Source organism: Stakelama portus (genome assembly GCF_003171655.1).
Classification (GTDB): domain Bacteria; phylum Pseudomonadota; class Alphaproteobacteria; order Sphingomonadales; family Sphingomonadaceae; genus Sphingomonas; species Sphingomonas portus.
This window is the reverse complement of the sequence record NZ_QFZL01000002.1, coordinates 233,540-249,693: the sequence shown is the minus strand read 5'-3', so window position 1 is coordinate 249,693 and position 16,154 is coordinate 233,540. Positions and strand designations below refer to the sequence as shown.

10 protein-coding genes are annotated in these 16,154 nt (G+C 58.8%); 9 read left to right on the top strand and 1 reads right to left on the bottom strand.

Going from position 1 to position 16,154, the window contains the following annotated elements; all coding sequences use genetic code 11:
• The first annotated feature begins 40 nt into the window (after nt 1–40).
• From DKB74_RS06565 to DKB74_RS06540, 6 genes are read left to right on the top strand one after another with little or no spacing between them, the layout of a single operon-like run.
• The gene (locus tag DKB74_RS06565; RefSeq protein WP_109807347.1) at nt 41–1,033 is read left to right on the top strand and encodes a helix-turn-helix transcriptional regulator; all 993 of its coding nucleotides are present in this window, start codon (nt 41–43) and stop codon (nt 1,031–1,033) included.
• A 56-nt stretch (nt 1,034–1,089) separates the two neighbouring features.
• Entirely contained in the window at nt 1,090–3,804 is a 2,715-nt protein-coding gene (locus tag DKB74_RS06560; protein ID WP_109807346.1) for a PD-(D/E)XK nuclease family protein, read from the top strand.
• On the top strand, nt 3,797–6,958 hold the full coding sequence (locus tag DKB74_RS06555) for a UvrD-helicase domain-containing protein (protein ID WP_161956822.1): 3,162 nt from the start codon (nt 3,797–3,799) through the stop codon (nt 6,956–6,958). Before DKB74_RS06560 ends, DKB74_RS06555 begins: the two co-directional genes overlap by 8 nt.
• Nucleotides 6,959–6,983: 25 nt before the next feature.
• Nucleotides 6,984–8,162 carry a DUF6361 family protein gene (locus DKB74_RS06550; protein WP_109807344.1) on the top strand — a complete coding sequence of 393 codons (1,179 nt, stop codon included), beginning with the start codon at nt 6,984–6,986 and terminating at the stop codon, nt 8,160–8,162.
• Nucleotides 8,159–10,006 carry a phospholipase D family protein gene (locus DKB74_RS06545; protein ID WP_109807343.1) on the top strand — a complete coding sequence of 616 codons (1,848 nt, stop codon included), beginning with the start codon at nt 8,159–8,161 and terminating at the stop codon, nt 10,004–10,006. The genes DKB74_RS06550 and DKB74_RS06545 overlap by 4 nt, the downstream gene beginning before the upstream one ends.
• A complete protein-coding gene (locus tag DKB74_RS06540) occupies nt 9,996–13,121 on the top strand; it encodes a helicase-related protein (protein WP_109807342.1) in 3,126 nt (1,041 codons plus the stop codon). The genes DKB74_RS06545 and DKB74_RS06540 overlap by 11 nt, the downstream gene beginning before the upstream one ends.
• A 29-nt stretch (nt 13,122–13,150) precedes the next feature.
• Here the strand turns inward: DKB74_RS06540 and DKB74_RS06535 are convergent, their stop codons facing one another.
• On the bottom strand, nt 13,151–13,783 hold the full coding sequence (locus DKB74_RS06535) for a hypothetical protein (protein ID WP_164497924.1): 633 nt from the start codon (nt 13,781–13,783) through the stop codon (nt 13,151–13,153).
• 158 nt (nt 13,784–13,941) lie between these two features.
• On the opposite strand from DKB74_RS06535, the gene DKB74_RS06530 reads away from it, so the two are divergent.
• Genes DKB74_RS06530 through DKB74_RS18535 form a run of 3 tightly spaced genes read left to right on the top strand, consistent with a single transcriptional unit; the run spans nt 13,942 to nt 16,089 of the window.
• On the top strand, nt 13,942–14,589 hold the full coding sequence (locus tag DKB74_RS06530) for a hypothetical protein (RefSeq protein WP_109807340.1): 648 nt from the start codon (nt 13,942–13,944) through the stop codon (nt 14,587–14,589).
• Between the two features lie 19 nt (nt 14,590–14,608).
• Entirely contained in the window at nt 14,609–15,274 is a 666-nt protein-coding gene (locus tag DKB74_RS18955; RefSeq protein ID WP_205007847.1) for a hypothetical protein, read from the top strand.
• On the top strand, nt 15,271–16,089 hold the full coding sequence (locus DKB74_RS18535; protein WP_145960916.1) for a PGN_0703 family putative restriction endonuclease: 819 nt from the start codon (nt 15,271–15,273) through the stop codon (nt 16,087–16,089). Before DKB74_RS18955 ends, DKB74_RS18535 begins: the two co-directional genes overlap by 4 nt.
• Nucleotides 16,090–16,154: the final 65 nt, after the last annotated feature.

Genomic DNA, 16,154 nt, shown 5'->3' with positions numbered 1-16,154 from the left:
CACTTGCTCTTGCCGATCAGGCAGTTAGCAATAGCCCCTGATGACCAAGCGCCTCAGTAATCTCGACCGCACATTGAAGCTTGTGCACGCGCTTACGCAGAGCATCGACGGTCTGACTCTCGATGAAATGGCGGCCTTGCTTGAGGTCAACCGGCGAACAGTCGAACGCTTGCGAAACGTCATTCTGATTCATTTCGATCTCGAAGAAGCGATCGACGGTCGGATCAAGCGATTTCGGATCAAGGACAGCCCGGGACGTGCCTATGCAAGGCCGAGTTCTTCGGAGGTTGCTGCACTTCAGTCCGTGGTTGATGCCGGACGCCGCGAAGGTACGGTCAACACCGAAGCGCTTGAGAAGTTGCTCTCCAAGATCAAGATTGCCTTCGATAGCGCGGAAAGGCGTCGGCTGGACAACGACCTCGATCTGCTCACCCGCCTACAACGCTCGCGTGTCGCAGCAGGGCCTGCTGTCATTGCATCGCCCGAAGATCTGACGACGATCCAGTCTGCCATCCTCGCATCTCATTGTGTTGACTTCGATTATCAGCCTGATTGGGCGGATGAGCCGTCGTGGCGCAGGGTTGTTCCCTATGGTCTGATCCATGGACCGATCACCTACCTCGTGGGCAAGATGCCTGACCGGGACGATCCGCCGTTTACCTTCCGCCTGGACCGGATGACCAATGTTCGGGACAGCGGGATCGTCGGATGCCCTCCCGAGGATTGGGATCTCGATGCATGGATGGCCCGCAGCTTCGGCATCTGGCACGAGGCAGGTCATGAGATCGTTCTGCGAGTGCTAGCCCCGGCGGTTGATCGGGCGCGGGCTTGGCGCTTCCATCCCCATCAACAGTTCGAGGAAGATGGCGACGAACTGATCGTTCGTTTCCAATCAGGCGGCTTGTTCGAGCTCGCCAATCACTTGTTCGGATGGGCCGGCGAACTGGTGATCGAAGGCCCTGATGCACTCAAGGACATAATGGAAAAGCGCATCGCTGCCGCGCAGACAATGCTGCGACCAGATTTGTCGTAATTTGCAGGCAAGGGGTGACGCAGTGGTGCAGGGCGAATTCTGAGGGGTAATCTTGAATGTTTGAAAACTGCCATCTTCGGATCGGCGAAGCGCCCTTTACGAGCTGCATGCCCCTCAGCGCGCAGCTCCTGGGAAGCCTTTATGCCTTACCTCAGTCCACCGAGAAGCCGCTGCGCGAGGCCCTTGATGCCTTGGGTGACAGCGTCCCTTGGGCAGAAAGCTTCGCGGTAGCGCCTGAGCAGACCACTGGTGCCGTGGGGGCGATGCTCCGCCACATGATGATGGCTACGCGCGATCTCGATCCAAGGTCGATCGAGTTTGATGCGCTGCCGGGCGAGGGCAGGGCGCGCCTTCATTTGGAGGCGTTGCGCAATCTCTGGATCAGCAGCGATGCCCTTGTTCCGTCCGATCTTGCGACGCTCAAGGCTTTCCTTGCGAGTGACGCAGGTGATGCTCTGCAGCCGTTGCAGGTTGTCTGGGATCGAGACTGCGTTCAGCTGACCCCGCTGGAGCGAGCGGTGATCGAGCACATCGAAACCCATCATGGCCAGCTGAGCGAGGACGATAATGACGTCGTCCGTCTGATTTCTGACCGGAAGCTGGCGCGGGCAACCGGATCGTGTCTGGCAGGCCATGTACAACGCCATCTTCTGGATCCGGATGTACCGGTCATGCCGCTCGACGACAGCCTGGCAATACTGTCCGTCCGAGACTCCCTGACCGAATGCGAGGCCGCGGCGGCCATCGTGCAGCGATGGCTGGCTGATGATGCAACTCTCGCAGCCAGCGACATCGGCATCATCGTCCCGCAGGGGGCGGAATATGGTCATTATCTGGCAGAGACCTTCGCCCACGCTGGTTTGGTTGCCTCATCGCTTCCTGGGGTTGGTCAGCGGAGGAACATTGGCGGAGAGGCTCTTCTGCATTTCCTTCAATGCCGACGTCGGCCAGCTCCCGCCATGGCGCTCGCATCGCTCTACTGTTCACCAGTCCTGTGCTGGCCCGAAGAAGTGGGGACGGCCCTGGCGGCTGCCGTCATGGACGGCGATTTTCAGCCAAGGGATGTTCGTGACTTCACAGGCAGACAGGCCGCTCTCTTCGCCCTGATCCGCTCGAACTCGCCTTCGACCAACGGCCAGCTCAAGGAGCAGATTCGATCTTTCCAGAGGCTGCTCAGCGACAACGAGGCGCTCGCTGAGGATGTCGCTGAAGCGAAGCAACAGGCATCGCGCCTGATCGCAGCACTTGGCAATGCCAATGACGCGGCAGAAGCGGAACTGGAGAAAGCCATCCAGATGGCAGCGGCCTACCAAGCTGCGCCACCGGCGAGAGGAGCTTACTTCCTCGGTGGGATCTCGGTGATGATGGCCCACGAAACACCGAAGCGGCCGTTTCGCAAGCTTCTCGTCCTGGGCTTCAATGACGGTGCCTATCCGTCACCGCCCGCGGGCAATCCGTTTTTCCTCGACAGCGAAGTCGCATCGATTGCCGATGTGACGGGCATCCAGCTGCCATCGCAGGCGCAGCAACTCGCTGCCGCGCTCGAGCTCTTCACGCGCCAGATTGGTGCAGCGAGCGAGCAGGTTATCCTCATCCTGTCAGAGCGTGATCGCAGTGGTAGCTCGCTTTCGGTGTCGTCGAGCCTGCCGCTGATCTCGCGGCTTGTGGAAGGGATAGAGGACCCAGAGGATCTGATCGTGCCTTTGAACCATAGCGAGGGAACGATCTGGGACAGGCTGGTGGCGTGGAAGCCCAGACCAGTGATTGAACCGGCGCTGATGCCGGAGGTGCCGCCGCACTATGCGTTCGACTTCAATCTTCTGGGGCTGCGCCAGAAGGAAGACGGCAGTGTGCGAGCGCAGAGCCCGAGCCGGCTCGAAAAGCTTCTGGTCAGTCCCCTGGCCTGGCTCCTCGCTGAGCTGGGCGCCGAACATGTTTCCTGGCAGCCCGAGGCGCTTGACGTCATGCTTCGCGGATCCCTCGCGCACGAGGTTTTCGAGCGCCTGTTTCTGCCGGGCAAGGCGCATCCGTCCAATGAAGAGATCGAAGCCAAGGTCCCCGACCTACTGCTCGATCGCATTCGCGCATTGGCGCCGTTTCTCCAGACGTCGGCATGGGCGGTCGAGCGCAACACGCTTGAGGCAGAAATCACCAAGTCCGCGAAGCATTGGTCGTTGGTCCTCAAATCTCTGGACGCCGAGATCGTGGGCAATGAGTTCTGGCTCTCGGGAGAGCTGTTCGGTCATCCCGTGCACGGCAAAGCCGATTGCCTGCTGCGGCTTCCCGATGGGCAGCCGATCGTCGTGGATTACAAGAAGAGCAGTTCCGGCACGCGTCGCCAGCGTCTCCAGAAGGGATGGGATCTACAGGTTGATCTCTACCGGCGCATGAGCGTTCGGCTCGACGAGCGCAGCAACGAAGGCGTGGTCCGTATTGCCGAGGCGTTGAGCGGGTGGTCGAAGCTCCCGGCAGTCGCCTATCACACCCTCAACGACGGGAATGTCCTGCTCAACGGGATCGACGAGTTCGATAGCGCTGAGGTCGAACTTGTTGCGGGCGATATTGCCGAGCATGCGCTGGCGCTCATTTCGACGCGGTTCGATGCTCTCAATGCCGGCCGCCTCGATACCAACACTACAGCCGACGAGAAGTTCTTCCAGCGTTCCGCCGCGCTCGGCACCTATGCGCTGGAAGACAGTCCGTTGATCGCCGCTTTCATGCGCGACGACATCAGCCCCTCGGTGGCCCTTACGGACAATGAAGATGACTGAGCTTTCGATCGTTCCAGCCGGTGCAGGGGCTGGCAAGACCCATCACATCCAGGAAACCCTCACCCAGTGGGTGCGTTACGGCAAAGTTCGGCCAGAGCGGATACTGGCCGTCACTTTCACGGAGGCCGCGGCTGGGGAACTTCGTCAGAGGATCCGCGGAGCACTGATTGCTGACGGCAATCTGCAAGCGGCTTTGGCCGTTGAGCGAGCCTATGTTTCCACAATCCATGGACTTGGTCGCCGATTGCTGATTGAGCACGCCTTTGCGGCAGGCTCTTCGCCGCAGCAACGTCTCATCGCAGAAGACGAGCAGGACCTGCTCATCCGCCGTTCGATCGAGGAGAACCAGGCGCTAAGCGAGCTCTCCCGTAACCTCGGGGCCTATGGCTACCGGGGTAGCTTCATCTCGGACGACACGGCTGAAGACAGCTTCCGCAAGACATTGCTCGGCGTCATCGCACTCCTGCGAACGCTTGGACCGCGCGGAAGCGACCCGGCGATGGCCGACTTCGTCGAGGCGTCGATCAGGCAGGGATATCGCCAGCCGGTCGGGACGCCAGAGGCCCTGGCGGCTGGCTTGAAACAGGCTGTCGACGCGCTGCTTCTCGCCTTTCCGAGATCGCTGGCGGACGACGCTGGAAGTGCCGCGGCCAAGACGGCGTTTCGGGATAATTTCCGCGCATTGAAGCAAGCCGAACAACTCCTCTCGACCGGAGGGAAGGACTGGAAGCTCTGGCAGCGCCTGCGCGATCTTCGCCAGTCCAAGCGCGGCAGTCCGACGCCTGATGGTTACGATGACCTGGCCGCTGCGGTCATGACGGCGGCCGACACACTGGTCTATCATCCGGGCCCGCTCGAAGATGCGGTTTCCCATGCTCGCGCGCTCGTAGAAGGCGCGCAATCGGCCATGACCGACTACGAGACCCGCAAGCGGGAGCTCGGAGTCATCGATTTCAGCGACATGGTCACCAACGCCGCGCGGATTCTCGATGAGAAGCCCGGCGTGCTTGCCGCGATCATGGATGAGGTGGACTGTGTCATTGTCGACGAGTTCCAGGACACAAACCCGATCCAATTCACGTTCCTGTGGGCCCTGGCGCGGCAAGCGAAGCGCTCGCTCGTCGTCGGCGATACCAAGCAGGCCATCATGGGCTTTCAAGGTGCCGACCCACGGCTGACGGTCGCGCTCACGAAGCAGTTTGAAACCAGCCCGCTCAACCGGAACTGGCGTTCCGATCCGCGGATCATGGATTTCGTCAACGCGCTCGGTCCTTGCCTTTTCGGCGATGACTACACTTCGCTCACCGCGCAGAACCCCACCGGACATGACACCGCGCTTGAGATAATAGAACTGTCTAACAAGCGCGGCGCGCGCTCCGGCGGGAAGCCCCAGCATTTCGTCGCGGATCGCCTGCTCTCCCTGCTGTCCGACGATCATGTGACGATCATCGACAGGCATACGAAGAATTTGCGACCGCTGGAGCCCAGAGACATCGCGGTCCTGTGCCCGACCCATAGCCATTGCGCGAGCTATGCCAGCGCGCTGCGATCACTTGGCCTGCCGGTTCGCGTGGCTGAAGGCGGCTGGTGGCAGAGCAAGATCGTCCAGGCCGCGTGCTTTGCCCTGCGGTTCGCCGTTGATCCTGCAGACAGCCATGCCGCGATTTGTACGGCCACGCTTGGTCCCGGGGCGACAGCACTTCCGGACGCGATCAGGGCGCTTGCCCAGCAAGGCCGGATCGACACGCCTGAATTGACTGCGCTGCAGAAACTTTGGCCCGACTCGCTCGCGACCCCAGTTGATCGTCTGGTTCATCAAGTCATCGAAGTCGCGGGCCTTCGCGAATGGTGCGACAGGCTCGATGACCCAGCCCAGATGAGAGCCGACCTGCTGCGGTTCGAAGCGGAAGCGGCAGCATTCATGGATGCTCACCGCGACATGCGCGAAGCATCCGGCTTTTATGGGCAGAGCGCCAACGTTTTTCTCGGCTGGCTTGAGAACAAGGTCGGGCTCAAAGGCGAAGATCTGCGGCCTAACCCTTCAGGCAGCGAGGCCGACGGAGTCGAGATCGTCACCTGGCACGCGTCTAAAGGACGTGAATGGCCAATCGTCGTTGTCTGCGGGCTCGACCACAAGCTCGACCCCCGTGCCGGGACCTTCAGCACCAAATTTCCGGGGTTCGACGATCTAGATCATGTGATCGAGGAGGCAACGCTCGCCTATGCTCCCGAATTTGCCGCGCCTGAAGCGACCGATCGCTTTCTTCATGAACTCCATCCGGAGTCCGAAGAAACAGCGAGGCGGCTGCTTTACGTGGCCCTGACCCGTGCGCGGGACCGCCTGATTATCGAATGGCCGCAGGACGATGAGAAGGTTGATCCGCCTCTACCGATAACTGGCCGCCGCCTTCTGAACGACGTTTGCGGCATCAGATTTCAGGGTAACCAGGTCAGCGTCGGCGCCGAAGAATTTCCTGCGCGCATGACGATCTGCAGCAAGGAGTTGCCGGCTTCGTTCGAGGCTGAGAACAAAGTTCATCTCGACGCGTCCGACCGCGAGCTGCGATTTGCCCTGGAGCGGCGCCCGATCGACGACATGGCATCTGTGGTAAGCCCCTCGCAGGCAATTGCTACGTCACGCCCGCTTCCATCCCAGATCGAGACGCGTGTGATCGCACCAGGTGTAAAGCTGGCCGGACCTGATCTCCTGCAGGCGACCGATAAGGGCACGGCGATCCACGAAGCGCTGCGCATTCTTCTCTGCCGTCCTGATTTACGCCACAGGGTTCAGGAGCATTGCCGCATTCTCGATGCCGAAGTCGAATTTCTTGTGCAGCAGGCAGATGCTCTGCGACAGGCTTTCGCGGACATTGGCTATCCCCGACTACATGTTGAGCAACCGATCGAGGTCCCTCTTTCAGATGGTGGGAGGCAGAGCATCATCCTCGACCTTATCGCTGAAGGCACCAGCGGGTTCATGATCGTCGATCACAAGAGCGGGGCGGCGGAAGATCACGCGCTTCGCTTCGAACGCTACTGGTCGCAACTGGCAGCCTATGTTGATGCAGTTGGGCTAATGGGTGGCAAGTCCGTTGATGGCGTCGCCGTATTCTGGACAGAGACCGGCGAACTGACGCTGGGCAGAGGGATCTGAGGGGCACTGGCACTTGGCGCTAAAAATGAGTTCAGCAATTGGCTGGGTCGATTTTGACGAGACAGAACGCGATCGTGCGCAGCGGTTGATGGACCTGTTCCGTGAGCAGGATAGCCGCGACGAGCTTGGGCTTGGCGCGATCAGGGATTCCATAGCCGATCATCTTTTTCCCGGAACGAGCACCATTCACACGCGGCTGCGGTACATGCTGTTCATTCCGTGGATATTCGACTCCCTGCCGTCTCATCTCAGTCCGCGAGACATTGCAGCCAAAGCATGTCAGAAGGAAATCGAACTTGGCCAGGCGCTGATTTCTGGCGCGCCTGGTGCCGTTGGCATCATTGGCAAGGACGCTGGCGAGAAGCTCAAGCGCCTGCCTAGCAGTATCTATTGGTCGGGACTGGAAAGCTGGGGTATCCGGCAATTTCCTGGTTCGATTGAGTCCTATTTTGCCGCCTTGCCGCACTGGCCCAAGGATACTGGTAAAGATCACGTCGAAGACGACATGAGCGGGGCACAGCGGCATCGACATCTGTGGCACGACCGCATGCCTCAGCCACCGAAGGGATGGCCTGACACCGTCGATTTCGATCTGGAACCGGACGAGGCGAGTTTTCTTGTCGATCGCCTTGTCGATCGCCATCCCCACAGCCTCTTGACCTATTTGGCAAGCCGGAGCGATCGGGCAAAGGCAGATGCAATATGGCTGCATCCGCATATTGCGGATTTTCCTGCTCAGGCACGAGTGCTGGTTGAACATGCCAGGATATTCTCGGGCGTCATGCATGGCGCCGCGCTGCTCTACAATCTGCTGTTGAGTGAGCTGCGGGAAAACGAGGACTGGATTGAGCGCTACCAAACCGCACTCACCGAATGGAGCGACGAACTCGATACCAAGGAATTGGCATCCTGGTCGCTGGATGATTTCTGGCACGAGACACGTCATACCGGACATTCGGTCCTCGAACCGGCCAAGCGGTTTGTCACCGAATGGGTGGCCTTGGTGCGGAAGGAGGGAGGATTGGGCCGCAATCGCGACGCTGCAAACGGGCTCGTCATGACGCGTGAGAGGAGGCTCAAAAAGGGGCAATCCCGGTTTGCAAACAAGAGTGCGCGGGACCGTTGGCAAGGAGCATCCGGAACTGGAAGGCTTCAGTTTCGCTGGTCAATCGCACAAAGCCATCTGAAGGATCTCAAGCGTTGAGCAGGACAACGCTCGATCCCGAAAACCGGCTTCTGTACGGCGATAGCCTTCAGGCTCCCCCCGGGTATCGCTTCGATGCCGGCGTGGCGACGACATTCTCACTCGATTTTGAGACCGCGCTAGCCGTGCCGGTCAGCCTGGCTTTGTTTGCCGCCGACAATAGAGACGAAATTTTGCAGCATCCTATTGCTCTGCTCGAGGGAGCGGAGCGGATTTCGGGGCGCTTGGCCGTCTTCGCCGAGGCAGGTCAAATCCATGCGGGACTTGCCCAACAATCTCGACTTTGCTCGTTGCTCGAGAAGGTTATCGTCGAAGTCCAAGCGCCAGGTGAGGGTAGCTTCCATCCGAAAATCTGGGCGCTGCGGTTCAAGCCATTGGACGAAGAGGGCGATGATCTTCTGAGGGTGCTCGTATTGTCACGCAATCTCACGCGCGACAGGTCATGGGACATAGCCGTGCGTCTCGACGGACGCCGCACTCGCCAGCCTAAGGCCCAGAACCGTCCCCTGTATGCATTGCTCTCCGCGCTCCCAGATCTCGCGGTCAGCCCCGTCCCGGATGAGCAGCGGGCGCTCACTATGGAACTCGCCGAAGACATGCGCTTTGCTGACTGGGCATTGCCTGATGCGTGTGAAAAATTTGAGTTCGCAGTCAACGGGCTGGCAGGGCGGCCTTGGCAGCCGCCGGAATGCACCCGTATCGGTGTAGTCTCGCCATTTTGCGATGATGATGCGTTGTCGATGTTGGCTGGAAAGGCACGCCGCTCCGCCGAAATCTTGATAAGCAGGCCCGATCAGCTTGCCTGCATAGCTGCCGAAACACTCGAAGATTTCGAACATGTCGCGGTCCTAGATGAAATGGCCGAGCGTGAGGATGGTGAGGAAGCTGTTTCGTCAGCTCTGGAAGGGCTCCACGCCAAGATAATCGTTGCCGAGCATAGCTGGGATACCCGTCTGACTTTGGGCTCCGGAAATGCGACCACGCCCGCGTTCATCTCAGGGCGAAATGTCGAGTTCTTCATCACGTTCACGGGTAAGACGTCAAAGCTGGGGTCGATCGAGACCATTCTCGGCGAAAACGGGTTCGGGCGACTGACTCGCGCTTTCATTCCAGGAGAACTGGCTGCTGCTGAAGCTTCCGAGCGCGCTGCTGAAAGAGTGCTCCTCATTGCTCGGCGGGCGCTTGCCCGCGGAGGCATCAGCATCCGTTGTGAAGCAGACGCGACCGAGGGCCCAGGCAATTGGCGCATGTGGCTGGTTCCACCTGCCGGAGGCATTGCACTTGCGGACATCAACCGCGTGCGGGTTTGGCCGATAACCCGAGGGGAAGGGCACGCCAAGGATGCTCAGGCATCACTGGAAGCCGGTGCGGCTTTGGACTTGGGTGTGGTTCCGCTCGCCGATGTCACACGCTTTCTGGCGATCGAAATGAAGGAACGGGCAACCGGTCAAAGCATCCTTTTTAGCACTGGCTTGCCGATTGAGGGCCTACCGGCCGAGCGAGACGCAGCGATCATGCGATCGGTGATCAATGATCGCAAAACATTCCTGCGCTATTTGAGGCTCTTGCTCACCGCACTCGGTGATCCGTTTGCGGCGGCTTTGGCGGCCGACGGAGGCGGCAGTGGGGCAGGGTGGGCCATGGCCATGGCCGATGATGAACCGTTGCTCGAAGAACTCGTCCGGGCCCTTTGCGCCAAGGATGGACGGCTGAATGCAGTTGATCGTCTGATGACCAGGCTAGCAGAGTCAAAAACAGAAGGTGCCGATCCAATACCCGAAGAGTTTCGGGTCCTCTGGCAGACATTCCGTGCCGTACTGGAGGAGTCCGGCCATGGAGAATGAGCCGTTCGACGCGGGCGCCGCACTCGCTCAACTCAAGCGCTTTCAGCGTCGCACGGTAGACTATGTGTTCGACCGTTTGCATGGCCCCGATCCAGTGCGTCAGTTCCTGGTCGCAGACGAAGTGGGTCTGGGCAAAACCATGGTTGCCCGCGGGGTGATCGCCAAGACCATCGAAGCGCTGTGGAATCGATCAAAGCGGATCGACATTCTATACATCTGCTCCAATCAGGCCATCGCCGCGCAAAATCTCAATCGTCTCAATGTATTGGGAAAGCGTGCGATGGCCTTGCCCACTCGCATGACCTTGGTGCCATTGCAGCTTCGCGGCGAACAAGATCTGTCTGCGAACAAGGTCAATTTCATCAGCCTCACGCCTGGAACCACGTTCAATCTTCGATCCACCACCGGGGTCGTTGAAGAACGGGCGCTCTTGCATCGCCTGCTTGAAGCCATGGGCTTTTCGTTCACGCCGCTCAGAAACGCGCTGCAAGTGGACGCCGGGAATGGACGCTGGGATGCGTGCGTCGGTAGCATGTCACTTGAGGGTATTGATCCGACGATAGTTTCGAACTTCCAAGACGCAGTCCGTCAAGATGCATCGCTGTTGTCGGCAATCGACGAAATGATCTCGCTGTTCCCGCGCCGCCAGCCAACATACCCTGACGAGAAGCGTTGGAAACGAAACGAGGTAATCGGGGCGCTACGGAGCATGCTATCGCACGCTTGCGTCAGTGCGCTCAAGCCAGATCTTATCATCCTCGACGAATTCCAACGTTTTCGGGAATTGCTGCGCGGTGAGGGGGAGCCGGCCGAGCTCGCACGGGCCCTGTTTGACTATTCTGACGATACAGCCAGCGCACGTACCCTTCTACTCTCCGCAACTCCCTACAAGATGCTCACGCTCTCGGGCGATGAGCCCGATGACGGCGATCACTACGAGGACTTCCTCGAAACAATCGAGTTCCTCTACGGCCGCGATAAGGGGGCGACCATCAAGGTCGAACTTGACCGCGAAATGCGCCGCTTTCGTAAGCTGCTCCAGCAACTGCCGACGAGCGCGACCGACGCCAAGCGCGCGCGCAACAAGGTTCAGCGTACACTGAAGCGCGTTATGGCGCGCACCGAGCGCGTTGGCAGTACTGCTGAACGGGATTCGATGCTGGCGGAGCCATCGATCAACGTGCCGCTCGCACCTTCCGATCTCCTTCAGGCCGAAGCGTTTTCCCGCGTGGCGCGAGCCGTCGATGCGCGCGAAATCATCGAGTATTGGAAGTCCGCCCCTTACCTCCTGAATTTTATGCGTGATTACACGCTAAAGCATCGCCTGAAGGATAAAGCCGCAAATTCAAGCCCGGCCCTGATATCAGCGTTGAGCGATGCGCAGGCGCTGGGCATCAGTCGTGAACAGGTCGAAGCTTATCAGCCGATTGATCCGGCTAATGGGCGCCTTCGAGCATTGATGGCTGATTTGTTTGACTCCGGGCTGCATCAGCACCTCTGGCTTCCCCCGGCGGTCACATATTATGGCCCGGCATCTGAGGGCACACCGGCTACGAAAGCGCTTGTCTTTTCTGCATGGCAGATGGTGCCAGATGCGCTTGCCGCACTGCTTTCCTACGAGGCCGAACGGCGGATGGGGGCAGCGTCGGTCGTTCGATCCTACTCGGAAGCCACGCGCCGCCGTCCGCTTCAGTTCAAGCTGGTCGATGGTCGCCCGGCTGCGATGCGCGCGCTACACCTGATCTATCCGTCACCAACACTGGCCCGAATCTGTGATCCGCTAAGCGTCTTTTCTGGCGCTCCGGAACAATTGTCGGTTGCAGAAATGCGCGCAGAGATTGCGGATCGTATTCGTACTGCACTGGGGCACCTGTTCGCCAAGGAAAAAGGTGAAGAAGCAGCTGGCAGGGATGCAGAATGGTCCACACCGGCAACGATCGACGTATTGTTGAAGACCAAGTCTTCCGAGTGGCTGCAGTATCTCGGTTACAGATGGACGATCCAGGAGGAAGGCTTTCGAGAGCACATCGCCGAGTTGCGAAGGACTGCAACCGAGGCATCCCTCGGGGAGCTCGACAACAACACGCTGGATCTGCTGGTCGATGTAGCCTTGGGAAGTCCGGCTGTCTGTGCATTGCGCGCGCTCCATCGCATTGCGCCAGGACTGGCTTGGGATGACCCGCATTTGCTGGACGCCGCGGCATCAATCGCCTGGGGTTTTCGGGCGCTCTTCAATCAGTACGACGCCGTTGCTCTCCTACGGCAAGAGCGCGATGACCATTACTGGCGCAGCGCATTGACGCATGGTGTCGAGCACAACCTCCAGTCAGTGCTCGACGAGTACGCCCATTATCTCGTCGAAGGCGAGGGTTTGGCCGGGAGCTCCGAGCGTGACCGTGTCGCCGGCGTGGCCGCAGCCATGACCCACGCCTTGTCAGTCCGCCCCTCCCAGATTGATGTCGATGATGTGGGAGTTGAAGACGGCAAGGTCGTCTTTCATCCGTCCATCAGGATGCGCGGTCGCTTCGCTATGCGATTGGCTGAATACAAGGATGATGAAGGCGGAACCGTGCGGCTCGGAAGCGTGCGAGATGCGTTCAACTCGCCTTTCAGACCGTTCGTGCTGGCCACGACATCGATTGGTCAGGAAGGCTTGGATTTTCATCCCTATTGCTATCGAGTCTACCATTGGAATCTCCCGGGGAACCCGGTCGATCTTGAACAAAGGGAAGGGCGTGTTCACCGGTTCAAAGGACATGCGGTCCGGCATAATGTTGCCCGGGCACACGCCGATGCAATCCGCACTTCTACAAAGCCACCTGCGGACCCATGGGAGGCGATGTTCAACGCGGCCAAGCGCGCTACCACGAGCAAATCCGAACTTGTTCCGTACTGGGTTTTTGATGGTCCGGTAAAGGTCGAGCGCCGCGTGCCAATGCTACCCATGAGTCGGGAAAACACGCGGCTACGTTGGCTCAAACGCAGCCTGACACTCTACCGGCTCGCATTTGGGCAGCCGCGGCAAGACGACCTGCTGGCCTATCTTGACCGTCTCGTTGACGAGGGCGTCGACGTGGCTGCTCTCGAAGAATTGCAGATCAAGCTCGAACCGTGATTGGTTCGGTTTGTTAGAGTGTCAATTTCTCAGGCGGGGCCAAGCCGGATCGGGGGAACCTCGACTAGCAAGTACGGGAGCGCGGAGCTGCACTCTGACCAGCGAAACGCATAATTCCCAGCGAGGGTAATGGGGGGGCCATACGCGCCGGTCTTGTAAGTAAGGGCGGTTCCTCCTGCATACTCTCGCTCATGGCGGAAATCGAAATCGCTCGTGTCGCTGGAATAGCTTGTCTGGTCGACATAATGTCGATGATCGGTCGCCACCAACATGAACCCTAGATCCGCGACATCTGCGCACTGCTCCAGCCTGGCGATATCCTTGAACACGTCGTAGCGATTGTTTGGTTCGCGGTGGTTTTCCCGTTTGAAAAACTTAAGCTCGATCGCACAACGCCATTCGCGGCCATCACCGTCTGTAAGTCGAAACCACACGTCGATCCGCCCACGCTTGCCGCCATTGCTCCGCAGCGGCTTTTCTAGTTCGACAGAAAACGTCTCGCGCTCGCTGATGATCTCGAGATCGGCGGCCGACGAAATTATGCGTCCGAGGTGTAGCTGAAGAGTTGCCTCGCTTTCGCATCGTACTCGTCCACCAACGATCTGGCGAAAAAGCGTGGGCACTGCGAGGTTCACGATATTGCGCAGACGACTTAGTGACATTTCATCCTGACTATACAACAGTTGGCAAGTGCTGGCCGAGAGCTGATAACCTACTGCAAGAGTGGTTGGAACGCGTCTAGAGCGCCTCCCAACCACTTTGGCAAACGACACCCTCTACTACGACCGCTTTTGACGCATAATGAAGATAGACCGACCCTATGAGAAAGCCCGATTCTGTATCTACGCTCGCAGACTTTGGCCGCGTTCGGCTGTCGAAGTCGTTCTTCATGCGGGATTTCCTATTCTCCGACATTGCAGCCGTTCACGGGTTAAATAATGTACCTGATGATCCTGACCTGGCGATCGCGGCAGGAAGCAGGCTCTGTGAAGAACTACTTGAGCCCTTGCAGGATCGGTTCGGTCGCATCGCTGTCCGATCTGCTTTTCGCTCGTGCGAAGTCAACGGGCTGGGCAATGAGATGCAAGTAGCGGGGAAAAGCGGATATAACTGCGCTTCGAACGATGCCAATTTCGCTGGCCACATTTGGGATCGTCGGGACTCGGCGGGGCGAATGGGGGCAACGGCGTGCGTCGTAGTCCCAGCGTTCTGGGATGCATTTCAGAATGAAGGTGATTGGCGGAAGCTTGCCTGGTGGATCCACGACCACTTGCCCTACTCAAGCCTATATTTTTTCCCGAAGTTCTGGGCGGTGAACATAGCTTGGCGGGAGGAGCCGGAACGTCGGATCGACAGTTACACTTTTCCCAAGGGCTGTTTGACCAAGGCTGGAATGTCGAACAATTCAGGATCGCACGAGCATGACTGGGCTGGCATTGAAGCAGCAATGGTCAGCAGCCTCCATTGATGGATGACTGGGCAGCAAAATGTCAGATCAACTGATTACCGCCATCGAGATGGCGAATGCCAACGGTATCGATCCAAAGCGGTTTCGCGCCGCCCTTCGAGCTGCGGGACTGGGTTGGCATTCGCACAACGGCCGCTGGGATGTCATGCGTGGGAGCAGTCAACACGCAGACATGGAAAATGTCATGGCGAGGTTATGCGGAGAGCCTTCAAACTTTCGGTCGGTCAAGAAGGCTGTTGACGCGAAGCCAAGGGTGTCTGCCCGCGACGAGCAATATGTTCTCGACCTTTGCGATGAGTTTCTCGGGCTGAAAGCAGTGCGTCAGCATTGCTTTCCTTTTCTTACCGGAGATCCCGATCTGCGCGGGAACCGAAGGCCTTTACCGGTCGATGGCTTTTATCCGGAACTAAGGCTTGTCGTGGAATATCACGAGCGTCAGCACAACGAGCGTGTCGGCTTTTTCGATGACAAGCCAACTGTCTCTGGAGTGCCTCGCGGAGAGCAGCGCCGACGTTATGACGCGCGCCGCCGCGAATTGTTGCCGATGAACGGCATCACACTCATAGTCCTTGGGGTCGATGAATTTGCCCACGATAGAGCCAAGCGCTTGCTTAGGATTTCGTCCGACAAGGCTATTGTCAGCAGACGATTGCAGGAGTTCCAGCCAAAGTCAGGTTCAGGTTGAATTTGTCCTGGCAGTTGGCTGGCGGATTTGATGATGCGACCTATTTTGACGCATTTCCGAGCTATTATGGGGTCATGAGCGAACTATTCCTTCCAGGAGTCCCCGAGAGGCTCGTGCGCCACTCGTTAGCCATAGCAGGCGGTAACGAACTGGCCTCCGGAAAATTCAAAAGCCCCGAGAGTAGCGCCGCTTTGGCGGTCAATGGGTTCGGCTGGTTCATTGAGAGACCGGCCTTGCTCCCGCCTTTCCCTGGGCTTGACGATCTCAAATGGCCGCCAATTTCCGTCGAGATCGAACGACAGATGCGCTTCCCTTGGAATGGCGGTCGTCATCCCTGGCTTGATGCTGCCGTTGTCACCGACAGTTGTCTCATCGGAGTCGAATCCAAACGCTTCGAACCATTTCGCGACACCAAGCATGCCATCCTCTCCAATGCGTACGATCGCGATGTGTGGGGAGAAGAAATGGACCCGTGGTGCGCTATGCGTGACAGTTTGAGATTGGCGCCGTCTTCTTTCCGCTATCTCGATGCTGCCCAGCTCGTGAAGCATGCATTCGGGCTGGTAACTGAAGCCCGGCGGATCTGCCGCGCGCCGGTCTTGGTCTATCTTTTTGCCGAGCCTTCGCGGGTGTCAGCCTCAGCGCGTTCGGAGCACCGGGCGGAAATCGAGGCCTTCTCTGTCGCGGTGAGCGGTGCCCGTGTCAGATTTGCTGCGGCAAGCTGGTCAGAATGGCTGATGCGGTTCGCATCGCCTGCCACATCTCCTGAGGTTGCTGCGCATGCAGAAGAATTGCGAAGGAAGTTCGAGCCATAGGTGGACGCACAGATTATTCCGGCTTGGTTTGGGGTTTGCCTCGAGGCCAACGCGTTCCCAAGTGT